General features: G+C 67.6%; 16 protein-coding genes. 3 read left to right on the forward strand and 13 right to left on the reverse strand.

Going from position 1 to position 22,330, the window contains the following annotated elements:
* Positions 1–44: 44 nt before the first annotated feature.
* The 8 genes from rseP to rpsB form a co-directional block, all read right to left on the reverse strand.
* Positions 45–1,430: an RIP metalloprotease RseP gene (gene rseP / locus ACM6JT_RS02685; RefSeq protein WP_175749924.1), complete on the reverse strand. Its 1,386-nt coding sequence runs from the start codon at positions 1,428–1,430 to the stop codon at positions 45–47.
* 11 nt (positions 1,431–1,441) lie between these two features.
* Positions 1,442–2,638, reverse strand: a complete 1,197-nt coding sequence (locus ACM6JT_RS02690) for a 1-deoxy-D-xylulose-5-phosphate reductoisomerase (protein WP_034184744.1) — start codon at positions 2,636–2,638, stop codon at positions 1,442–1,444.
* Between the two features lie 15 nt (positions 2,639–2,653).
* A complete protein-coding gene (locus tag ACM6JT_RS02695) occupies positions 2,654–3,475 on the reverse strand; it encodes a phosphatidate cytidylyltransferase (RefSeq protein ID WP_034184743.1) in 822 nt (273 codons plus the stop codon).
* A complete protein-coding gene (gene uppS, locus ACM6JT_RS02700) occupies positions 3,469–4,251 on the reverse strand; it encodes a polyprenyl diphosphate synthase (RefSeq protein WP_006478494.1) in 783 nt (260 codons plus the stop codon). The genes ACM6JT_RS02695 and uppS overlap by 7 nt, the downstream gene beginning before the upstream one ends.
* A 49-nt stretch (positions 4,252–4,300) precedes the next feature.
* Positions 4,301–4,861: a ribosome recycling factor gene (frr, locus tag ACM6JT_RS02705; protein ID WP_021159105.1), complete on the reverse strand. Its 561-nt coding sequence runs from the start codon at positions 4,859–4,861 to the stop codon at positions 4,301–4,303.
* 91 nt (positions 4,862–4,952) lie between these two features.
* Positions 4,953–5,666 (reverse strand): UMP kinase, encoded by a 714-nt coding sequence (pyrH, locus tag ACM6JT_RS02710; RefSeq protein WP_006402648.1) that lies wholly within the window; start codon positions 5,664–5,666, stop codon positions 4,953–4,955.
* Between the two features lie 156 nt (positions 5,667–5,822).
* Positions 5,823–6,704 carry a translation elongation factor Ts gene (gene tsf, locus ACM6JT_RS02715; RefSeq protein ID WP_034184758.1) on the reverse strand — a complete coding sequence of 294 codons (882 nt, stop codon included), beginning with the start codon at positions 6,702–6,704 and terminating at the stop codon, positions 5,823–5,825.
* Between the two features lie 162 nt (positions 6,705–6,866).
* Positions 6,867–7,607, reverse strand: coding sequence for a 30S ribosomal protein S2 (rpsB, locus tag ACM6JT_RS02720; protein ID WP_011352461.1), 741 nt, complete (start codon positions 7,605–7,607; stop codon positions 6,867–6,869).
* Between the two features lie 378 nt (positions 7,608–7,985).
* Here rpsB and map point away from each other — a divergent pair, with 378 nt between their 5' ends.
* Genes map through ACM6JT_RS02735 form a run of 3 tightly spaced genes read left to right on the forward strand, consistent with a single transcriptional unit; the run spans position 7,986 to position 13,413 of the window.
* Positions 7,986–8,801, forward strand: a complete 816-nt coding sequence (map, locus tag ACM6JT_RS02725; RefSeq protein WP_034184742.1) for a type I methionyl aminopeptidase — start codon at positions 7,986–7,988, stop codon at positions 8,799–8,801.
* Positions 8,802–8,846: 45 nt separating this feature from the next.
* On the forward strand, positions 8,847–11,423 hold the full coding sequence (locus ACM6JT_RS02730) for a [protein-PII] uridylyltransferase (protein ID WP_414855941.1): 2,577 nt from the start codon (positions 8,847–8,849) through the stop codon (positions 11,421–11,423).
* Between the two features lie 16 nt (positions 11,424–11,439).
* On the forward strand, positions 11,440–13,413 hold the full coding sequence (locus tag ACM6JT_RS02735; RefSeq protein WP_414855942.1) for a pseudouridine synthase: 1,974 nt from the start codon (positions 11,440–11,442) through the stop codon (positions 13,411–13,413).
* A gap of 94 nt (positions 13,414–13,507) precedes the next feature.
* Here the strand turns inward: ACM6JT_RS02735 and def are convergent, their stop codons facing one another.
* The 5 genes from def to ACM6JT_RS02760 form a co-directional block, all read right to left on the reverse strand.
* The gene (def, locus tag ACM6JT_RS02740) at positions 13,508–14,041 is read right to left on the reverse strand and encodes a peptide deformylase (protein WP_034184740.1); all 534 of its coding nucleotides are present in this window, start codon (positions 14,039–14,041) and stop codon (positions 13,508–13,510) included.
* On the reverse strand, positions 14,038–16,113 hold the full coding sequence (gene ligA, locus ACM6JT_RS02745; protein WP_131947358.1) for an NAD-dependent DNA ligase LigA: 2,076 nt from the start codon (positions 16,111–16,113) through the stop codon (positions 14,038–14,040). Before ligA ends, def begins: the two co-directional genes overlap by 4 nt.
* Before the next feature lie 166 nt (positions 16,114–16,279).
* On the reverse strand, positions 16,280–17,554 hold the full coding sequence (locus tag ACM6JT_RS02750) for a cell division protein ZipA C-terminal FtsZ-binding domain-containing protein (RefSeq protein ID WP_175749921.1): 1,275 nt from the start codon (positions 17,552–17,554) through the stop codon (positions 16,280–16,282).
* An 85-nt stretch (positions 17,555–17,639) separates the two neighbouring features.
* Positions 17,640–21,152, reverse strand: a complete 3,513-nt coding sequence (gene smc, locus ACM6JT_RS02755; protein ID WP_407970689.1) for a chromosome segregation protein SMC — start codon at positions 21,150–21,152, stop codon at positions 17,640–17,642.
* 139 nt (positions 21,153–21,291) lie between these two features.
* A complete protein-coding gene (locus ACM6JT_RS02760; RefSeq protein ID WP_034184736.1) occupies positions 21,292–22,233 on the reverse strand; it encodes a DMT family transporter in 942 nt (313 codons plus the stop codon).
* Positions 22,234–22,330 lie beyond the last annotated feature (97 nt).

Below are 22,330 nucleotides of genomic sequence, written 5' to 3' on the forward strand. Positions count from 1 at the left end.
CTGCATCAAATCGGGCGACTGCCCAGCGGCGGCCGCCTGACGCTTCAGAAATGGATTAGCCGAGCCAGATCGTTGAACAGCGCGATCGCCGACAACGCGACGATGCAGATCAACCCGGCTCTTTGCAGAATCAGTTGCCAGCGCTCCGAGACGGCTTTCCCGGTCGCGGCTTCAACCGCATAATATAACAGATGCCCCCCGTCCAAAACGGGAATCGGCAACAAGTTCAGGACGCCAAGGCTAATGCTGACAAGGGCGAGGAACGACAGGAACGCCGACGGACCGAGCCGTGCGCTCTTGCCCGCGTAGTCGGCGATCGTCACGGGGCCGGACAGGTTCTTCAGCGACGCGTTGCCCGTGATCATCCGCCCGAACATCCGCAGCGAATACACGGAGATGTCCCACGTGCGGCGCACGCCGAGCCGCAGGCTCTCGATCGGCCCGTAGCGCACGTCGACGGACGGCGCGTGCATCGACAGCGCCGCGCCGATCCGGCCGACCTGCTGCCCCGATTCGTCGTCGCGCTGCATCTGCGGCACGATCGATACCGTCTGCGCGGCGCCGTCGCGCTCGATCCGCAGGTCGAGCGCCTTGCCCGCATGGTGCTTGACGGAATCGATGAAGCGCGATGCGCCGCCGATCGGCTTGCCGTCTAGCGCGACCAGCTTGTCGCCGGCCTTCAGGCCCGCCTGCTCCGCCGCGCTGCCGGGCTGCACCGACGCGACCGACAACGTGCCGCCGCCGGCCTCGAAGCCCAGGTGCGTCATGAAATCGTCATCGAGCTGACTTTCGGGAACATTGCGGAGGTCGACGCGGAAATCGAACGTCGCGCCGCCGTCTCGCGCGCCGAGCACGATCTCGCGATGATCGAACGCGGCCGCCAGCAGCTTCCAGCGCAGGTCCGACCACGACCGCACCGGCTCCGACTCGCCGCCCTGCGCATCGCCTACGCGCGCGTTGCGGATCGACACGATCGTCTCGCTGCCGTCGAAGCCTGCGCGGGCCGCCACCGTGCCGGCGGCCGGCGGCGCGACGATCGCGGCCGGCTCGGTCACGCCGGACGCAAATACGACGGAAAACAGCACGATTGCCAACAGGAAGTTCGCAATCGGCCCGGCCGCGACGATCGCGATGCGCTTGTAGACCGACTGGCGGTTGAACGCCTGGCCGAGCTCCTCGGGCTTGATGCCGGGGCCCGGATCGCGCTCGTCGAGCATCTTCACGTAGCCACCGAGCGGCAGCGCGGACAGCGTCCACTCGGTGCCCGTCCTGCGGCTGACCCAGCGCGCGACGGGCTGGCCGAAGCCGATCGAGAAACGCAGCACCTTCACGCCGCACCAGCGCGCGACGCGATAATGTCCGTACTCATGCACGACGACCAGCACCCCGATCGCCACCGCAAACGCGATCAGTTCGACCAGCACGTTCATGAGCACTCCATTCAGACAGTACGCTCCACGCGGGGCGCAGGCGCTTTTGCAATGATCGCGGCGGCGAGGCGGCGTGCCTCGGCATCCGCCGCCAGGACGTCGTCGAGCCCGTCGGGCGCGCGGTTCGGCAGCGCGTTGAGCACTGCATCGACCGTCGCCGCGATCGCCATGAAGCCGATCCGGCGCTCGAGAAACGCTTCGACCGCAACTTCGTTCGCCGCGTTCAATGCGGCGCTCGCGATGCCGCCTTCCTCAAGCGCCTTCAGCGCGAGCGCGAGGCACGGGAAGCGCGCGTAATCGGGCTTCTCGAACGACAGCTGCGCGATCTGCGCGAGGTCGAGCTGGTCGACGCCCGCATCGACGCGATCGGGAAACGCGAGCGCATGCGCGATCGGCGTGCGCATGTCGGGGTTGCCGAGCTGCGCGAGCACCGAGCCGTCGCGGTACGACACGAGCGAATGGATCACGCTCTGCGGATGGATCAGCACGTCGATCCGGTCGCCCGGCAGCCCGAAGATCCAGTGCGCCTCGATCACCTCGAGACCCTTGTTCATCATCGTCGCGGAATCGACCGAGATCTTGCGGCCCATCACCCAGTTCGGGTGCTTGCACGCCTCGTCCGGCGTCACGTCGACGAGCGTGGCCGGCTCGCGCGTGCGGAACGGGCCGCCCGACGCGGTCAGGATGATCTTCGAGATCCCGCCGTGCTCGCCCGCATCGCGCGGCATGCACTGGAAGATCGCGTTGTGTTCGCTGTCGACCGGCAGCAGGATCGCGCCATGGTCGCGCACGGCGTCCATGAAGATCGCGCCCGACATCACGAGCGCTTCCTTGTTCGCGAGCAGGATCCGCTTGCCGGCACGCGCGGCCGCGAGGCTCGGCACGAGGCCTGCCGCGCCGACGATCGCCGCGACCACCGTGTCGCAGCCGTCGCTCCTCGACACGTCGACGAGCGCCTGCGGCCCGTGCAGCACGGTCGTCTTGCTGCCCGCCGCGCGCAGTTTCGCTTCGACGTGTGCGGCCGTCGCGGCATCGCCGACCACCGCCACTTCAGGCGCGAAGCGCAGGCACTGCTCGACGAGCTTGTCGCCGTTGCGGTGCGCGGTCAGCGCGTAGACCGAGAAGCGCTCGGGATGGCGCGCGACCACGTCGAGCGTGCTGTCTCCGATCGAGCCCGTGGAACCGAGCAATGTCAGACGTTTTTGCATAACAGAGATAATGGTTTAACCAAGCAGCAGCATCGCGAGCGGCAGCACCGGCAGCAGCGCGTCGACACGGTCGAGCACGCCGCCATGGCCAGGCAGCAGTCCGCTCGAATCCTTCACACCGGCCTGCCGCTTCAGCAACGACTCGAACAGGTCGCCGATCACGCTGTACGCGACCAGCAGCGTCAGCGCGGCCCACGCACCGGGCATTCCGTAGCGCACGGCGAATGCAGAAAACAGGGTCGGCTCGAAAGCATGCGCGGCCGTCGCGACACCGGCGACGACCATCACCGCAAGCCAGCCGCCGATCGCGCCTTCCCAGCTCTTGCCGGGACTGATCGTAATGGCCAGTTTACGCTTTCCGAAAGCCTTGCCCGCGAAGTATGCGCCGATATCGGCCAGCCAGACGACCAGAAGCAGCGACAGCACGAACGGCACGCCCTGCGCGCGCGCCGCGACGAGCGCATGCCAGCAGGCCGCGAACACGATCAACCCGGCCGCCAGCAGGAACGGCCGCCAGACGCCGCCCGCAAGTTCGGGCTTGCGCCGCAGCGCGAACGGGCCGACCAGCAGCCAGAACACGCCGGCCGCCATGAAAAGGGGACGGGACGCAGTCGCATCGATGCCGAGCGGCGTGGTGGCCGCCAGCGCGAGCGCCGCGACGACCGCATAGACGACCGGGGCGGCACCGCCGAGCTTCAGCAGGCGCGCCCATTCCCATGCGGCGAACACGAGCACGACGCCGATCAGCGCGCCGAACGCGGCGAGCGGCGCGAACAGCGTCACCGGCAGCAGCACTGCCAGCATCGCGATCGCCGTGATCACACGGGTTTTCAGCATGAAAGGGAGTCGGCGTTCTGCGATTGCGGTTCGAGCTGCGCGCTCGTGCGCCCGAAACGGCGCTCACGCTCGGTATACGACGCCATCGCGTCGGCCAGTGCCGCGCCGTCGAAATCCGGCCAGTATTTGTCGGTGAAATAGAATTCGGCGTACGCGAGCTGCCACAGCAGGAAGTTGCTGACGCGCTGCTCGCCGCCGGTGCGGATGAAGAGATCGGGCTCCGGCGCATAGGCCATCGCCAGGTGCGGCGCGAATGCGTCCTCGGTCACTTCGACCTCGCGACCCTCGCGCACGGCCTGCTCGACGAGCTTCTTCGTCGCCTGCAGGATGTCCCACCGGCCGCCGTAGTTGGCAGCGATGGTGAGCGTAAGACGGGTGTTGCGCGCCGTCTTGGTCTCGGCGCGGCGAATCAGTTCGCGGATGCGCGGCTCGAAGCGGTCGAGATCGCCGACGACACGCAGGCGGATCCCGTTCGCATGCAGCTTGCCCACCTCGCGCTCGAGCGCGGTGATGAAGAGCCGCATCAGGAACGACACTTCGTCGTTCGGCCGGCGCCAGTTTTCCGAACTGAACGCGAACAGCGTCAGGTATTCGACGCCGGCGCGCGCGCAGCCTTCGACCACCGCCCGCACGGCATCGACGCCGCGGGTATGCCCCGCGACGCGCGGCAAGCGGCGTTCGGTTGCCCAACGGCCGTTGCCGTCCATGATGATCGCGATGTGACGCGGCACGACGCCGACGTCAGGCACGCGAACGGTAGAGCTGGTATAGGTCATGGCCGTTGAGACAGTAATGCGGGAAGAAGGCGGCGCGCGAGGACGGTCGTCAGACCGTCATGATCTCGGCTTCCTTGGTCTGCACGAGCTTGTCGATTTCGGCAACGTGCTTGTCGGTCAGCTTCTGCACGTCGTCGCTCGCGCGGCGCTCGTCGTCTTCCGAGATTTCCTTGTCCTTCACGAGCTTCTTGAGCGCTTCGTTCGCGTCGCGGCGCAGGTTGCGGATCGCGACCTTGGCCGTTTCGCCTTCGCTCTTGACGACCTTGGTCAGCTCGCGGCGGCGCTCTTCCGTCAGCGCGGGCATCGGCACGCGGATCAGGTCGCCGGCCGTTGCCGGGTTCAGGCCCAGATCGGCTTCACGAATGGCCTTCTCGACCTTCGCGACCATGTTTTTTTCCCACGGCTGCACGCCGATCGTGCGCGCGTCGACCAGCGTCAGGTTCGCGACCTGCGAGATCGGCACCATCGACCCGTAGTAGTCGACCTGCACGTGATCGAGCAGACCGGTGTGTGCACGGCCCGTACGGATCTTTGCCAGATCATTCTTGAACGCTTCGATCGAGCGCTGCATCTTCTGCTCGACGCCCTTCTTGGTATCAGCGACACTCATTTCAACCTCCGAACCTTCAAACCTTCAAAGAACGCGGGTCCTGCCCGGCGCATCCTGCGCGCCACGGCCAATGACCCGCATCCGCGGGAGTTTACACGTGGACGAGCGTACCTTCGTCCTCGCCCAGCACGATGCGCTTGAGCGCGCCCGGCTTGTTGATCGAAAACACGCGAATCGGCAGCTTCTGGTCGCGGCACAGCGCAAACGCCGTCGCGTCCATCACCTGCAGGTTGCGGCTGATCGCCTCGTCGAAGCTGATCGTCGTGTAGCGCGTGGCCGACGGATCCTTCTTCGGATCGGCAGAATATACGCCATCGACCTTGGTCGCCTTCAGTACGACCTCGGCGCCCACTTCCGAGCCGCGCAGTGCCGCGGCGGTGTCCGTCGTGAAGAACGGGTTGCCGGTGCCGGCCGCGAAGATCACGACGCGGCCTTCCTCGAGCTGGCGGATCGCGCGGGGCCGGATGTACGGCTCGACGACCTGGTCCATCCGCAGCGCGGATTGCACGCGCGCCTCGATGCCGGCGTGGCGCATCGCGTCCTGCAGCGCCAGCGCGTTCATCATCGTCGCGAGCATCCCCATGTAGTCGGCAGTCGCGCGGTCCATGCCGGCCGCGCCGCCCGCGACGCCGCGGAAAATATTACCGCCACCGATCACGACCGCCAGCTGCGTACCGAGACGCACGACTTCGGCGATATCGGCCACCATCCGTTCGATCGTCGCGCGATTGATGCCGAAGGCATCGTCGCCCATCAGCGCTTCGCCGGAGAGTTTGAGGAGGACGCGTTTATAGGCATTGGACATAGGGGCTTCCGAGCGACGAGAGGATGACAACCACGAACTGTAGGGGCGAAATACTGATTCGGGCAAGCGCCGACGGTCGGACCGGGGTTCCCGGCCGGCCGGCGGCGCCGCCGGCCGCGGCGGAGCGGACGCCCGCCGCGGGTACTGCCTGACTGCTTACTGCTGCTTTGCTGCTGCGACTTGCGCGGCCACTTCGGCGGCGAAGTCGTCCTGGCGCTTCTCGATGCCTTCGCCGACGACGAACAGCGCGAACTTCTGCACCGCGGAATCCGCTGCCTTCAGCATCTGCTCGATCGTCTGCTTGTCGTTCTTCACGAACGTCTGGTTCAGCAGCGACACTTCCTTCAGGTACTTCTGGACGCTACCGTCGACCATCTTCGCGACGATCTCGGCCGGCTTGCCCGATTCCGCGGCCTTCTGCTCCGCCACGCGGCGTTCCGTCTCGATCAGCTCGGCCGGCACGTCGGCCGACGACAGCGCGACCGGCTTCATTGCCGCGATGTGCATCGCGACGTCCTTGCCGACCTGCTCTTCCGCACCCGTGTACTCGACGATCACGCCGATGCGCGCGCCGTGCAGGTACGTTGCGATCTTGTTCGCGGTTTCGAAGCGGACGAAACGGCGGATCGACACGTTCTCGCCGATCTTGCCGATCAGTGCCAGGCGCACTGCGTCGACCGTCGAGCCTTCGAGCGGCAGCGCCGACAGCGCGGCCACGTCGGCCGGGTTCTGCGTCGCGACGAGTTCGGCGACCGTCTTCGAGAATGCGAGGAAGTCGTCGTTCTTCGCGACGAAGTCGGTTTCGCAGTTCAGTTCGACCAGCGCGCCTGCGTTGCCGCCGACGAACGATGCGACGACGCCTTCGGCCGTCACGCGCGATGCCGCCTTGCTCGCCTTGTTGCCGAGCTTGACGCGCAGCAGCTCTTCAGCCTTGGCCAGATCGCCGTCGGCTTCCGTCAGCGCCTTCTTGCACTCCATCATCGGTGCGTCGGTCTTCGCGCGCAGTTCTGCCACCATGCTTGCGGTAATTGCCGCCATCATTCGCTCCTTGAGTCTGTATTCACAACGCCGCCCGCTTGGACGCGAACGGCCGAGATTCGTTTCCGGACCCGCGCCGATTCGGCGCGATCAGGTCCGGCGCACAAGCTTAAAAAAAGGGGGCCTGTTGAGAGCCCCCTTTTTGCGCCGGCTCGGGGCCAGTTACGCGTTTTCCTCGACGTACTCGTCGTCGCCGCGCGCTGCCTGGACCACTTCGTTGACCGCGTTCGCACGGCCTTCCAGGATCGCGTCGGCCACGCCTTCCGCGTACAGCGCGACTGCCTTGCTCGAGTCGTCGTTGCCCGGGATCACGTAGTCCACGCCTTCCGGCGAGTGGTTCGTATCGACCACGGCGATGACCGGCACGCCCAGCTTGTTCGCTTCGGTGACGGCAATCTTGTGGTAGCCGACGTCGACGACGAAGATTGCGTCCGGAATGCCGCCCATGTCCTTCACGCCGCCGATCGACTTCTGCAGCTTAGCGATTTCACGTTCGAACAGCAGCGCTTCCTTCTTGCTCATCTTCTCGGTTTCGCCCGATTCGACGGCCGCTTCCATGTCCTTCAGGCGCTTGATCGACACCTTCAGCGTCTTGAAGTTGGTCATCATGCCGCCGAGCCAGCGTGCATTGACGTACGGCATGCCCGCGCGCTGCGCTTCCTGGGCGATCGTGTCGCGCGACTGGCGCTTCGTGCCGACGAACAGGATCGTGCCGCGGTTCGCTGCCAGCTGGCGCACGTACTTCTGTGCGTCCGTGAACATCGGCAGCGTCTTTTCGAGGTTGATGATGTGAATCTTGTTGCGGTGACCGAAAATGAACGGTGCCATCTTCGGGTTCCAGAAGCGCGTCTGGTGACCGAAGTGGACACCCGCTTCCAGCATTTGGCGCATCGTAACTGCCATGTGAATTCTCCACGAGGGTTGGGTCTTAAGCCGGCCGCCGTACCGCCGCGCGAACCTGCCCCGAAGGCAGAGAATTCCGCGCGGCCGGCACCCTGGTTGCGCCGGCTTGCGATTCGGCACGTGCAAAACGCCCGTGCCGTAAGCCTGTCACCGCGATGCCGCCCCAACATGGGGCAAACTCGGCATTTGGATATCGACTTAGCCAAAGAGTATAGCACGCCGAGTTGTCGGCTCTCAAGTCGCTCACCACTTTCGCTTGCCGTGCGGCAGCCGGCCGGACAATCCGCGAAAACCCGCATCGGCACGGCCGGCAGGGGCTGCGACGCCCGCCATAAGGTGCGATAATCCATCAATTCACCGCATTCCAGGCATACCTCGATGACTATTACGCTCAAAAACGAACACGATATCGCCGAGATGCGCGTCGCCTGCCGTCTCGCGAGCGAAGTGCTCGACTTCATCACGCCGCACGTCGTCGCGGGCATCACGACCGCCGAACTCGATCGCCTCTGCCACGAGTTCATGCTCAACGAACAGGGCACGATCCCCGCGCCGCTGAACTACCAGCCGCCCGGCTATCCGCCGTACCCGAAGGCCACCTGCATTTCGGTCAACGACGTGATCTGCCACGGCATTCCCGGCGAGAAGGTGATCAAGAACGGCGACGCGCTGAACATCGACATCACCGTGATCAAGAACGGCTACTTCGGCGACACGAGCCGGATGTTCATCGTCGGCGAGGGCTCGATCCTCGCGAAGCGCCTCGTGCAGACCACCTACGAATGCATGTGGCTCGGCATCGACCAGGTCAAGCCCGGCGCGCACCTCGGCGACATCGGCCACGCGATCCAGAAGCATGCGGAAGCGCAGGGCTACAGCGTCGTGCGCGAATATTGCGGCCACGGCATCGGCACGGTGTTCCACGAAGATCCGCAGGTCGTCCACTACGGCCGTCCGGGCACGGGCATCGAGCTGAAGCCCGGGATGATCTTCACGATCGAGCCGATGATCAACGCCGGCAAGCGCGACATCCGCACGATGCCCGACCAGTGGACGGTCAAGACGCGCGACCGCAGCCTGTCCGCGCAGTGGGAGCACACGGTGCTCGTCACCGAAACCGGCTACGAAGTGCTGACCGTGTCGGCCGGCACGCCGGCGCGCCCCGTGTTCGCGCAACCGGCCGCCGCAGTCTGAGCGCCGTCGCGCCAGCCCGCCCCGCCCCCACCTGAACGGCCGCCCATGAGCGCTCACGCCGCCCCCTCGCCCGACGCGCTGTCGCGGCGCGCCGAATTCAAGGCCGCCAAGGCCGACATGCTCGAGCGCTTTCGTCGCGCGACGAACGTCGCGTCGCTGATGCACGCGCAGTCGAAACTCACCGACGACGCACTGAAGCGCGTGTGGGACGATTGCGGGCTGCCGGCGACGCTCGCGCTCGTCGCCGTCGGCGGCTACGGGCGCGGCGAGCTCGCCCCTTATTCCGACGTCGACATCCTCGTGCTGCTGCCCGATGCGCACGACCCGGCGCTCGACCCGCGCATCGAGCGTTTCATCGGGATGGCATGGGATCTCGGCCTCGAGATCGGCAGCAGCGTGCGCACGGTCGCGCAATGCATCGAGGAGGCATCGCAGGACGTCACGGTGCAAACCTCGCTGCTGGAAGCGCGCCGCATCGTCGGCAGCACCGCGCTGTTCGAGCGCTTCACGGTGCGCTACCACGAGGCGCTCGACGCCCGCGCGTTCTTCACCGCGAAGGTGCTCGAGATGCGCCAGCGCCACGCGAAGTTCCAGGACACGCCGTACAGCCTCGAACCGAACGTGAAGGAAAGCCCCGGCGGGCTGCGCGACCTGCAGACGATCCTGTGGATCGCGCGCGCGGCGGGTTTCGGCAGCAGCTGGCGCGAGCTCGACACGCGCGGCCTCATCACCGATCGCGAAGCGCGCGAGCTGCGCCGCAACGAGGGTTTCCTGAAGACGCTGCGCGCACGGCTGCACGTGATCGCCGGCCGCCGCCAGGACATGCTCGTGTTCGACCTGCAGACGCAGGCCGCCGAGAGCTTCGGCTACCAGCCGACGCAGGCCAAGCGCGCGAGCGAGCAGCTGATGCGCCGCTATTACTGGGCCGCGAAAGCCGTCACGCAGCTCGCGACGATCCTGATCCAGAACATCGAGGCGCAGCTCTTCCCCGCGACGAGCGGCATCACGCGCGTGCTGTCGCCCGACCACTTCGTCGAGAAGCAGGGGATGCTCGAGATCGTCGACGACGGCGTGTTCGAACGCCATCCCGATGCGATCCTCGAAGCGTTCCTGCTGTACGAAACGACCCGCGGCGTGAAGGGCCTGTCCGCGCGCACGCTGCGCGCGCTGTACAACTCGCGCGAAATCATGAACAACGCGTGGCGCCGCGATCCGCAGAACCGCGACACGTTCATGCGAATCCTGCAGCAGCCCGAAGGAATCACGCACGCGTTCCGGCTGATGAACCAGACGAGCGTGCTCGGCCGCTATCTGCTGAACTTCCGCCGCATCGTCGGCCAGATGCAGCACGACCTGTACCACGTGTACACGGTCGACCAGCACATCCTGATGGTGTTGCGCAACATCCGCCGCTTCGCGGTCGCCGAGCATGCGCACGAATACCCGTTCTGCAGCCAGCTGATCGGCAACTTCGACCGTCCGTGGGTGCTGTATGTCGCGGCGCTGTTCCACGACATCGCGAAGGGCCGCGGCGGCGACCACTCGACGCTCGGGATGGCCGATGCGCGGCGCTTCTGCCGCGAACACGGGATCGCCGGCGACGACGCAGCGCTGATCGTGTGGCTCGTCCAGCATCACCTGACGATGAGCCAGGTCGCGCAGAAGCAGGACACGAGCGACCCCGAAGTCATCAAGCGCTTCGCCGAACTCGTCGGCAACGAACGGCGCCTCACCGCGCTCTACCTGCTGACCGTCGCCGATATCCGCGGCACGAGCCCGAAGGTGTGGAACACGTGGAAGGGCAAGCTGCTCGAGGATCTGTACCGCGTCACGCTCGCGGTGCTCGGCGGCGCGAACCCCGATGCACACTCGGAGCTGAAGTCGCGGCAGGAACAGGCGCTCGCGCTGCTGCGCCTCGAGACCGTGCCCGACGACGCGCACCGCGCGCTGTGGGATCAGCTCGACGTCGGCTTCTTCCTGCGTCACGATGCGGCCGACATCGCATGGCAGACGCGTGTGCTGTACCGGCACGTGAACGCCGAAACCGCGATCGTCCGCGCGCGGCCGTCGCCGATCGGCGACGCGCTGCAGGTGCTCGTGTACGTGAAGGACCGCCCCGACCTGTTCGCGGGCATCTGCGCGTATTTCGACCGCAACGGGCTGTCGGTGCTCGACGCGCGCGTCAGCACGACGCGGCACGGCTACGCGCTCGACAACTTCATCGTCACGCAGACCGAACGCGACGTGCGGTACCGCGACATCGCGAATCTCGTCGAACAGCAGCTCGCGGCGCGGCTCACCGAAACCGCACCGCTGCCGGAACCGTCCAAGGGCCGCCTGTCGAGGCTGTCCCGAACCTTTCCGATCACGCCGCGCGTCGACCTGCGGGCCGACGAGCGCGGTCAGTACTACATCCTGTCCGTGTCCGCCAACGACCGGCCGGGCCTTCTCTATTCGATCGCGCGCGTACTCGCCGAGCATCGGATCGGCGTCCATGCGGCGCGGATCAATACGCTCGGCGAACGCGTCGAGGACATCTTCCTGCTCGCGGGCGCCGGCTTGTCCGACAACCGCCTGCAGATCCAGCTCGAAACCGAATTGCTGCGTGCGATCGCAGTCTGAATGAATCCCAGCGTTTATGCGCACCAAATTGACCGTCAAGAATCCGCGGCCGGCGTCGCCGACCCGCGCACCTGTCCGCTCCGGCAGCCTCGTCGCCCGCAAGGCGGTGCGTCCCGCTGCGCCGCCCGCGGCAGACAAGCCGGCCCGCCCGAAGAAGGCGTCGGGCCCGGCAGCCGCCGGCGAACGCACGTTCAAGCCGCGCGGTGCCGCGGGCGCCGAGCGCCCGGGCGCGGATCGCGCAACGGCCAAGCGTGCGCCGCGCGACGGCGGCGCCGAACGCGGCTATCGCAGCGCTGACGGCAAGCCCGACTCGCGCCCGCCCCGGCGCAGCGACGCCGATGCGCGGCCTCGCCGCGCGGGTGCCGAAGGCGGCGCGCGCGCGCCCTATCGTGACAACGCAACCGGCGCAGGCGCGAAGCGCAGTTTCGACGACCGTCGCTCGTCGTCCGATCGCCCGCCCCGTCGCAGCGACGATGATGCACGGCCGCGCCGCGCAGGCGCTGACGACGCCAAGCGCACGCCCTATCGCGACAAGGCGGCTGGCGAAGGCGCGAAGCGCAGCTTCGGCGACCGCCGTCCGCCTTCGGACCGCCCGGCCCGTCGCAGCGACGACGATGCACGACCGCGCCGCGCAGGTGCCGAAGGTGGCGCGCGTGCACCTTATCGCGACAAGGCGGCCGGCGAAGGCGCGAAGCGCAGCTTCGATGACCGCCGTACGTCGTCCGACCGCCCGCCCCGTCGCAGCGACGACGATGCACGACCGCGCCGCGCAGGTGCCGAAGGTGGCGCGCGTGCACCTTATCGCGACAAGGCGGCCGGCGAAGGCGCGAAGCGCAGCTTCGGCGACCGCCGTACGTCGTCCGACCGCCCGCCCCGTCGCAGCGACGACGATGCACGGCCGCGCCGCGCAGGCGCCGACGACGCCAAGCGCACGCCCTATCGCGACAAGGCAGCCGGCGAAGGCGCGAAGCGCAGCTTCGGCGACCGCCGTACGTCATCCGATCGCCCGGCCCGCCGCAGCGACGACGATGCACGTCCGCGCCGCGCAGGCGCCGACGACGCCAAGCGCACGCCCTATCGCGACAAGGCAGCCGGCGAAGGCGCGAAGCGCAGCTTCGGCGACCGCCCGGCTCGCCCCGCACGCGACGGCGAGCGCCGCACGTCCGGCGCGGGCCTGAAGACCGCGCAACCCGTCAAGCGCCAGGCTACCGACACCGATTACGGTGACGAAACGGGCCTGATGCGCCTGTCGAAGCGGATGTCCGAGCTCGGCATGTGCTCGCGCCGCGAAGCCGACGAATGGATCGAAAAGGGCTGGGTGCTCGTCGACGGCGAACGCATCGACACGCTCGGCACCAAGGTGCGCGCCGACCAGAAAATCGAGATCGACGAGCGCGCAAGTGCCGCGCAGGCCGCGCAGGTGACGATCCTGCTGCACAAGCCGGTCGGCTATGTATCGGGTCAGGCGGAAGACGGCTACGAGCCTGCGGCCGTGCTGATCACGCGCGGGAACCACTGGAGCGGCGACCATTCGCCGCTGCGCTTCTCGCCGCAGCACCTGCACGCACTCGCGCCGGCCGGCCGGCTCGACATCGATTCCACTGGCCTTCTCGTGCTGACGCAAAACGGCCGGATCGCGAAGCAACTGATCGGCGAGCAGTCGGACATCGACAAGGAGTACCTGGTGCGCGTGCGCTTCGGCGAACGGCTCATCGACATCGACCAGCACTTCCCCGCGGAATCGCTCGCGAAGCTGCGCCACGGCCTCGAGCTCGACGGCGTCGCGCTGAAGCCCGCGATGGTGAGCTGGCAGAACGGCGAGCAACTGCGCTTCGTGCTGCGCGAAGGCAAGAAGCGCCAGATCCGCCGCATGTGCGAACTGGTCGGTCTCGACGTAGTCGGCCTCAAGCGCGTGCGGATGGGCCGCGTGATGCTCGGCGCGCTGCCGCAGGGGCAATGGCGCTATCTGTCGGCCGACGAGACGTTCTGACCGCGGGCACGCGACGTGCGCCACGCAATGCAAAAGCCCGCTTGCGCGGGCTTTTTTGTTTCCGGCGGACGACGCGAAACGGGACGCGTGCCGCTCAGTCGTCTTCCGCCGGATCGAGCCCCGGGAACAGCACCTCGGTGAAGCCGAAGCGCGTGAAGTCGGTGATCCGCATCGGATACAGCTTGCCGATCAGGTGGTCGTATTCATGCTGGACCACGCGCGCGTGAAAACCGTCGGCAACGCGATCGATCTTCGCGCCGAACTGGTCGAAGCCGCTGTAGCGCACCTTCGCGTAGCGGCTGACGACGCCGCGCATGCCCGGCACCGACAGGCAGCCTTCCCAGCCCTCTTCCATGTCCGGCGGCATGTATTCGATCTTCGGGTTGATCAGCACGGTCTCGGGCACCGGCGGCGCATCCGGGTAGCGGTTGTTGTTGCCGAAGCCGAAGATGATGATCTGCAGCCCGATGCCGATCTGCGGCGCAGCCAGCCCGGCGCCGTTCGCATGGTGCATCGTCTCGAACATGTCCGCGACGATCTCGTGCAGCTCGGGTGTATCGAACCGCTCGACCGGTTTGGCGATTTCGAGCAGGCGCGGATCGCCCATCTTCAGGATCTCGCGAATCATGGCGTATTGCCCTCCAGGAGTTGGTGCAGTCCGTCTTCGTCCAGCACGGGGATGCCGAGTTCCTCGGCTTTCGCGAGCTTGCTGCCGGCTTCGGCGCCCGCGACCACGTAATCCGTCTTCTTCGATACCGAGCCCGCAACTTTCGCGCCAGCCGCTTCGAGCATCTCCTTCGCGGCATCGCGCGTGAGCGTCGGCAGCGTGCCCGTCAGCACGACGGTCTTGCCGGCCAGCACGCCCTGCGGCGCCTTCGGCGCGGGCGGCCCTTCGGGCCACGTGACCTTGCCCGGCGCGCGCAACTGCTCGATCACGGTCCGGTTGTGCTCTTCTGCGAAGAACTGGTGGAGCGACTCGGCGACGATCGGCCCGACGTCGTTGACTTCGAGCAGTTCGTCGATCGATGCATCCATGATCGGCGTCAGCGAGCCGAAATGCTTCGCGAGATCCTTCGCGGTCGATTCGCCGACATGGCGGATGCCGAGCCCGTAGATGAAGCGCGCGAGCGTCGTGTGCTTCGCCTTCTCGAGCGAGTCGAGCAGATTCTGTGCAGACTTCTCGGCGAACCGGTCGAGCTCGGCGAGTGTCGCGAAACCGAGATTGAACAGGTCGGCCGGCGTGCGCACGAGATTCAGCTCGACGAGCTGGTCGATGATCTTCTCGCCGAGCCCGTCGATGTCGAGCGCGCGGCGCTGCGCGAAGTGCCACAGCGCCTGCTTGCGCTGCGCCGGGCAGAACAGGCCGCCCGTGCAGCGCGCGATCGCTTCGTCCGGCAGGCGCTCGATCTTCGAGCCGCACACCGGGCATTCGGTCGGCATCACGAATTCGGCCGCATCGTCCGGACGCCGGTCGAGCAGCGCGCCGACCACTTCGGGGATCACGTCGCCCGCGCGTCGCACGATCACGGTATCGCCGATCCGGATGTCCTTGCGGCGCACCTCGTCCTCGTTGTGCAGCGTCGCGTTGGTCACGGTCGCACCGCCGACGAACACGGGCTCCAGGCGCGCGACCGGCGTGATCGCGCCCGTGCGGCCGACCTGCACGTCGATCGCGACGAGCTTCGTCAGCGCTTCCTGTGCGGGAAACTTGTGCGCGAGCGCGAAGCGCGGCGCGCGCGACACGAAGCCGAGGCGCTCCTGCTCGTCGCGCCGGTTGACCTTGTAGACGACGCCGTCGATGTCGTACGGCAGCGACTCGCGCTTCTCGCCGACCTTGCGGAAGAAGCCGAGCAATCCGTCGGCGCCGTGCACGACCGCGCGCTCGCGGTTCACCGGCAGGCCGAGCGTTTCGTACCAGTCGAGCAGCGCGCTGTGCGTGTCGGGCATCGGCATCCCGTCGAGCACGCCGATTCCGTACGAGAAGAACGACAGCGGACGCTGCGCGGTGATCTTCGAGTCGAGCTGGCGCAGGCTGCCGGCCGCCGCATTGCGCGGGTTCGCGAATTCGCGCTGCTCGGCCGCGCGCTGGCGTTCGTTCAGGCGTGCGAAATCGCGCTTGAACATCAGCACCTCGCCGCGCACGTCGAGCACGGCCGGCACGTTCTTGCCCTTCAGCTTCAGCGGGATCGAGCGGATCGTGCGCACGTTTTCGGTCACGTCCTCGCCCGTCGTGCCGTCGCCGCGCGTCGACGCCTGCACGAACACGCCGCGCTCGTAGCGCAGCGAGATCGCGAGGCCGTCGAACTTCAGTTCGCACGCGTATTCGACGGGCTCCGTCACCGAGCCGGCGAGATCGGTCGTCTTGTCGAGCGCGTCGGCGACGCGCTTGTCGAACGCGACGATGTCCTCGTCGGCGAAGCCGTTGTTCAGCGACAGCATCGGCGCGTCGTGGACGACCGGCGTGAAGCCGCCGGCCGCTTCGCCGCCGACGCGCTGCGTCGGCGAATCGGGCGTCACGAGTTCGGGATGGTCGGTTTCGAGCTGCTGCAGCTCGCGGAACAGCCGATCGTATTCGGCGTCGGGCAGATCCGGCTGGTCGAGTACGTAATAGGCGTAGTTCGCCCGCTCGAGTTGGTCGCGCAGCCACGCGGCGCGCGCGTCGGGCTGGCTGGCTGGCGGTTCGGCTTGGGTTCGGGCCATGCTGGCGGCAGATTCGTTCTGAGAAAATCGGATGCCCGATTATCTCAGTTTGACGCCGCGGCGGGGCGTGCAATGCGCGCCGGATCAGCGTGCTGCAGCGCACACGAAAAGGCGTGCGCCGCAACGGCGAACGACGGTGCCGAGGCCCGCCGTCCGCGCCATCGCGTTACTGGCTGAAGAGTCGGCGCGTGACCGGCGAACCGGCCGGGATGCCGGCTTCCTCGAGCTTCGCGTACAGCTTCATCAACTGCTGCTCGATCGCGAGCAGCGTCGACTCCGGCAGCGGCCGGCGCGAATCGTCGACGACCCGCGCGCCGATCCGCTCGGACAGCGATTTCGCGTAATCGCACATCAGCCGGAACGGCAGGATGTCCTCTTCGGCGACCGGCACGTCGAGCACCAGCGTGATCATGTTGCCGCCCTTGTACGTGAGGTCGTCGCGCAGGAAGTTCGTGTCGCCGAACTGCAGCATGAACACGGGGTTCTGCTTCGCGTCGAGCTTCACGAAACGCGTGCCGTCGCGCGACAGCAGCAACCCGTCCTGCGATGCGACCGCCTGCACGTAGTTCGCCGACCACGGCGCGCCGTCCGACATCACGTTGATCGACAGTTGCGCGTCGCACTGCGCGGCAAACGCGTCGAGTTCGCGCGCCATCGCCACCGTCTCCATCATGTCCGGGAATTCCGGTGCGCCGTCGATCGTGTCGGCGAACTGCTGGACGCCCGTCACGAATTCGGAGAATTCGAGCTCGTTCAGCGCGCCGCTGCGGTTCGCGAGTTGCGCGGCCGCGCGCAACTCTTCGTAGCGCACGCCGTTCTGCAGCAGCTCCCACTGGCCGCCTTCCGGCTTGCCTTCGATGTGCACGGGCTTGCTGCCCGCGCGGCGCAGCCGCTGCGCGGCCGGCAGGATCTTGTCGCCCGGCAGCGGCCCGGCGAGGCGGATCGGCACGATGCAGTCGATCCGGCGGTCGACGATCGCGGGCGGCGCCGACGAGATCGTCGTCGCGGCCGGCAGCACGGGTTCGGACGACTCGGCCGGCTCGGCGGCCCCTTCCTGCACGACGGCAGGCACCGCTGCTTCACCGGCGGCCGGTTCGGCCGACTCGGACGGCAGGTCGGCGCCGGTCGCCTCGGCCTGCAGATCGGCCGGCATGTCCGCAGGCGCCGCGCCTCCGAACGTCGGCTCGACGCGCGCGGCTTCGGCCGGCGCGGCGGCCGCCGCGACCGGTGCCGCAGGCTCGCGGCGCACCGGCTGACGCACCGGCTCGATGAACGGCAACTCTTCGTCGCGCTCGGGGCGGTTCATCGCCTCGGCCGCTTCCTCCGGCATCGGGCGCGGCATCCTGCGCCGCACCTTCGCGCCCTGCCATGCGTTGTAGACCACGACGCCGCCCACCACGACGGCGCCCGCGCCGATCAAACCGAGTGTCAACTCGTCCATGCACGCTCCATCAGCAATTCTTTTTCGTCGGGATCGCGAACGGGCGCCCATGCGCCGCGCGAACGCGATCCGGTTTCGTCAAACGTCAATTCTGGGCAAAACCCGCTGCGGTTTCCATGTCCACCGCCACGATCCGCGACACGCCCTGCTCCTGCATCGTCACGCCGATCAGCTGCTGCGCCATCTCCATCGCGATCTTGTTGTGCGAGATGAACAGGAACTGCGTCTTGTCGGACATCGCGCGCACGAGATTCGCGAAACGTTCGGTGTTCGCGTCGTCGAGCGGCGCGTCGACCTCGTCGAGCAGACAGAACGGCGCCGGGTTCAACTGGAACATCGCGAACACCAGCGCGGTCGCGGTCAGCGCTTTCTCGCCGCCCGACAGCAGGTGAATCGTCGCGTTCTTCTTGCCGGGCGGCTGCGCCATCACCTGCACGCCGGCATCGAGGATCTCGTCGCCCGTCATGATCAGCTTCGCCTGGCCGCCGCCGAACAGGCGCGGGAACAGGTCGCTGAAGTGGCGGTTGACCTCGTCGAAGGTACCCTGCAGCAGCGTGCGGGTTTCCTGGTCGATCTTGTGGATCGCGTCCTCGAGCGTCGTGATCGCGTCGATCAGGTCGGCCGACTGCGCGTCGAGGAACACCTTGCGCTCGCTCGCGGCCTTCAGCTCGTCGAGCGCGGCCATGTTCACCGGGCCGAGCGCGTTGATCGCATTGTTGAGCCGGGTGACCTCGCCCTGCAGGTACGACGGTTTCAGATCCGGCGTCAGCTTCTCGCTCAGCGCGGCCTCGTCGACCTCGGCCGTCGCGAGCTGCTCGGCGAACTGCTCGACGGACAGGCGCGCGGCCTGCTCCTTCAGCTGCAGCTCGGTGATGCGGTCGCGCAGCGGCTGCAGCGAACGCTCGGCGACGAGGCGCTGCTCGTCCGACGCGCGCAGCTTCGCGGTCAGGTCGTCGAGCTCGATCCGCGCGGCCTGCAGCGCTTCCTCCTTCACCGCACGAATCTCGAGTGCGTCCTGCAGGCCCGTGTGCGCGGTCTGCTCGTTGATCGTCTCGAGCTCGGCGCGCGCGTCTTCCAGCGATGCGGCGACGCGCTCGCTCTGCTCGTGCGCAACCTGGATGCTGCGCTTGAGCTCGTCGATCCGGGTCACCGCGTTGCGTGCGGCGAAGCGCGCATCGTTCGCGCCTCGCTCCAGGTCACGCGCTTCCTGACGCGCCTGCGTCAGCGATTCGTCGAGCGATTCGAACGCGAGCTGGTTATCTTCGAAGCGTGCCTGCAGCTCCGCGAGTTCGCCGTCGAAGCGTTCGAAATTCGCTTCCGACTCCGCGCGCAGCGCGCGCTGTTCTTCGATCTGCGCACCGATTTCCTCGAGTTCCTCGCGGATCTGCGTGCTGCGCTGCGTATAGCGCTCGTGTGCCTGCGCGAGCTTCAGTACGTCCATCTGCAGCGCATGCACACGCTGCGTCGCACGCTCGGCCTGCGCGCGCACGTCGCCGAGCGCCTGCGTGGCCTGCGTATGCGCGGCTTCCGCGCGCACGGCGGCCGTGCGCGCCTCGTCGGCGAGCAGTGCCTGCGCACGCACCTGGCGCGTCAGGTTCTCGATTTCCTGCTGGCGGGCCAGCATCCCGGCCTGCTCCGAATCGGCCGCGTACAACTGCACGCCGACGCGCGTGACGATATGGCCGGCCTTGACGACGAATGCACCGCCTGCCGGCAGCTGCGTGCGCGTCGCCAGCGCCTGCGCGACATCGTCGGCGACATAGACGTTGCCGAGCCAGTCGTTCAGCACCGCGCGAATGCCCGCGTCGTCGATGCGCACGAGCGACAGCACCGGACGCAGCCCGGCCACCGCCGCGGGCGGTTCGCCGGCCGCGGGCGGCGCGTAGAACGCGAGCTTCGCGGGCGGTGCATCGGTCGCGAACGCCTTCACCCAGTCGAGATTCGACACTTCGAGCGCGGCGAGGCGCTCGCGCAGCACGGCTTCGAGCGCCGCTTCCCAGCCAGCCTCGACGTGCAGCTTCTTCCACAGGCGCGGCAGCGCGCCGAGCTCGTGCTTGTCGAGCCACGGCTGCACCTTGCCTTCGGTCTGCACGTTTTCCTGAAGCTGCTTCAGCGCGGCGAGGCGTGCCTCGAGCTGGTGGATCTGCGCGCCTTCGGCCTGCACGCGCTCCTGCGCGGCACGGCGTTCGCCGTCGAGGCGCGGCACCGTTTCCTGCGCGTCGGCGAGACGCGCCTGCGCTTCGGCGAGGATTTCCTCCTGCTCGGCGAGCTGCATGCGCAGCTCTTCGAGCTGCGCCTCGTCCGGCGCATCGAGCCCGCCCGCTTCGCTCTTCAGGCGCTCATGACGCTGCTGAAGCTGCTGGAGCTGCTGGTCGGCGTTGCGCTGGTGCGCGGCTTCGAGCTTCAGCGACTGTTCGGTCTGCGCGATCCGCGCGCGCTCGTCGTTGAGCTGCGCCTGCGCGTCGCGCCACTTCGCCTCGAGCGCCGGCAGCGCGTCGTGCTTCGCGGCTGCGTTGTCCTCGGCGAGCGCGGCCTTCTCGTCGGCCATCGCACGCGCCTCTTCGGCTTCCTCGAGATCGTCCTGCGACTTCTCGGCCTGCGCGCGCCATTGCTCGCGCTGCGCGTTCAGCGCGGCGATCTGCGCCTGCACGCGATTGCGCGATTCGACGATGAACTTGATCTCGGCTTCGAGGCGGCTCACCTCGGCATTCGCTTCGTAAAGCGCGCCCTGCGCGCCCTGCATCGCATCGCTCGCCGAGTAATGCGCGACGCGCAGCGTCTCGAGCTGCGACTCGACCTCGCGCAACCTGGCCGTCTGCGCCTCGAGGTCGATCTGCGCCTGTTCGATCGCACGCTGCTGCTTCTGCTGCTCGCCGGCGGCCTCGTTCTTGCGCAGCAGCCACAACAGGCGCTGCTTCTCCTCGCCGTCGGCGACGAGTTCCTTGTACTTGGTCGCGACGACCGCCTGCGCCTCGAGCTTCTCGAGGTTCGCGCCGAGTTCGCGGACGATGTCCTCGACGCGCGTCAGGTTCTCGCGCGTGTCGTGCAGGCGGTTCTCGGTTTCGCGGCGGCGTTCCTTGTACTTCGACACGCCCGCGGCTTCCTCGAGGAACACGCGCAGCTCTTCCGGCTTCGCCTCGATGATCCGCGCGATCATGCCCTGCCCGATGATCGCGTACGCACGCGGCCCGAGGCCGGTGCCGAGGAAGATGTCCTGGATGTCGCGGCGGCGGGCCGGCAGGTTGTTGATGTAGTAGCTCGACGTGCCGTCGCGCGTCAGCACGCGCTTCACGGCGATTTCGCCGTACTGGCCCCACTGCCCGGCCGCGCGGCCGTCGGAGTTGTCGAAGATCAGCTCGACGCTGGCCCGGCTGCCGGGCTTGCGGGCGGTCGAGCCGTTGAAGATCACGTCCTGCATCGATTCGCCGCGCAGCTCGGAGGCGCGCGACTCGCCGAGCACCCAGCGCACGGCGTCGATGATGTTGGACTTGCCGCACCCGTTCGGGCCCACCACGCCGACAAGCTGGCCCGGAACCTGGAAATGCGTGGGATCGACGAAGGATTTGAAGCCAGCGAGTTTGATCGAGCTCAGACGCACGGCGGTATCGGATGTGAAGAAGGTGTGAAACGGACGGGGCCGTGCTGCGCGGGGCCGGACGGCCCATGCGCGCGACGCGCCCCGGAATTCAAAAGCGGGGCCGCGCGCATACAGCGTTGGGCCCCGCAAACGGCTTCCATCATACCATCGCGCGTGCGCCGTCCCGACCGTCGCCGGGTTTGCCCGGTGCCGGCGCGGCACGATGGACCCTGCTCGACAGCAGCGTCGCCAGCACGATGCACACGCCGCCCGCCCACTCGCGCGCGCTCGGCAGCTCGTTCGCGAACACCCACGCCGACAGCGCGGTGATCACGATCTCGAACAGCATGATGATCGACGCACGGTTCGCCGGCACGCGCGCGAGGCCGTATTGCACGAGCAGGTTGTTCGCCGCCATCGTCACGCCGATCGCGGCGACGATCAGCGCGGCGACGCCGAGCTGGCCGCCCGCCGGCACGGCCGGCAACCCTTCGAACAGCGACGCGATCGCGCCGAATACCGCCGCGCCGCCGAACAGCGTCGCGGTGCGCATCTCCGCGCGCATCCCGGGCAGCTCGCGGCTCGCCTTGATCACGAGCACGTTGCTCATCGCGAAACTCAGCCCGGCCGCGAGACCGGCCCATTCGGCCGGGTTCGCCGGCAGCGGCAAGCCGAGCTTCGGCGACCACAGCATCAGCATCGCGCCGCCGATCGACAGCGCCGCCAGCCCCGCTCCTGCCCAGGTCAGCCGCTCGCGCAGCAGGAAGTGCGCGTAAATCGCGGTCCATGCGGGGGTCAGGTAGAAGAGCAGCATCACGCGGAGCACCTCGCCGTGGATCGTGCCCCACACGAAACCGAGGTTCGTCACGCCGGCCGTGACCGCGATGCCCGGCAGCACCCAGTGCCAGCGCAGTGTCGCGATCGTACGGTGCCGCGTGACGATCACGAACAGGAACGCGACGACGCTCGTCAGCGCGCTCGCCAGCGTGCCCGTCACGCCGAGCGATGCGAGGATCCGCAACGGATACCAGATCAGGCCCCATACCGACGCGCCGATCAGGATGGCCAGCGTCGGCAGGCTGCCGCGTACCGCGTTATTCATTTGGTTCGATACCCTTTATTCGACCGGCCCGGCCGCCGTTCCGGCGGGCCGTGACCGCATTCCGTCACGCTATAATCGTCCGTTGCGACCCGCGCGC

Source organism: Burkholderia sp. IT-111MI5 (assembly GCF_949752865.1).
Lineage (GTDB): Bacteria > Pseudomonadota > Gammaproteobacteria > Burkholderiales > Burkholderiaceae > Burkholderia > Burkholderia pyrrocinia_C.

Excerpts from the sequence above, each read along its gene's own strand:
- rseP (WP_175749924.1), bottom strand. The coding sequence starts at position 1,430 with ATGAACGTGCTGGTCGAACTGATCGCGTTTGCGGTGGCGATCGGGGTG.
- ACM6JT_RS02690 (WP_034184744.1), bottom strand. The coding sequence starts at position 2,638 with ATGCAAAAACGTCTGACATTGCTCGGTTCCACGGGCTCGATCGGAGAC.
- ACM6JT_RS02695 (WP_034184743.1), bottom strand. The coding sequence starts at position 3,475 with ATGCTGAAAACCCGTGTGATCACGGCGATCGCGATGCTGGCAGTGCTG.
- uppS (WP_006478494.1), bottom strand. The coding sequence starts at position 4,251 with ATGACCTATACCAGCTCTACCGTTCGCGTGCCTGACGTCGGCGTCGTG.
- frr (WP_021159105.1), bottom strand. The coding sequence starts at position 4,861 with ATGAGTGTCGCTGATACCAAGAAGGGCGTCGAGCAGAAGATGCAGCGC.
- pyrH (WP_006402648.1), bottom strand. The coding sequence starts at position 5,666 with ATGTCCAATGCCTATAAACGCGTCCTCCTCAAACTCTCCGGCGAAGCG.
- tsf (WP_034184758.1), bottom strand. The coding sequence starts at position 6,704 with ATGGCGGCAATTACCGCAAGCATGGTGGCAGAACTGCGCGCGAAGACC.
- rpsB (WP_011352461.1), bottom strand. The coding sequence starts at position 7,607 with ATGGCAGTTACGATGCGCCAAATGCTGGAAGCGGGTGTCCACTTCGGT.
- map (WP_034184742.1), top strand. The coding sequence starts at position 7,986 with ATGACTATTACGCTCAAAAACGAACACGATATCGCCGAGATGCGCGTC.
- ACM6JT_RS02730 (WP_414855941.1), top strand. The coding sequence starts at position 8,847 with ATGAGCGCTCACGCCGCCCCCTCGCCCGACGCGCTGTCGCGGCGCGCC.
- ACM6JT_RS02735 (WP_414855942.1), top strand. The coding sequence starts at position 11,440 with ATGCGCACCAAATTGACCGTCAAGAATCCGCGGCCGGCGTCGCCGACC.
- def (WP_034184740.1), bottom strand. The coding sequence starts at position 14,041 with ATGATTCGCGAGATCCTGAAGATGGGCGATCCGCGCCTGCTCGAAATC.
- ligA (WP_131947358.1), bottom strand. The coding sequence starts at position 16,113 with ATGGCCCGAACCCAAGCCGAACCGCCAGCCAGCCAGCCCGACGCGCGC.
- ACM6JT_RS02750 (WP_175749921.1), bottom strand. The coding sequence starts at position 17,554 with ATGGACGAGTTGACACTCGGTTTGATCGGCGCGGGCGCCGTCGTGGTG.
- ACM6JT_RS02760 (WP_034184736.1), bottom strand. The coding sequence starts at position 22,233 with ATGAATAACGCGGTACGCGGCAGCCTGCCGACGCTGGCCATCCTGATC.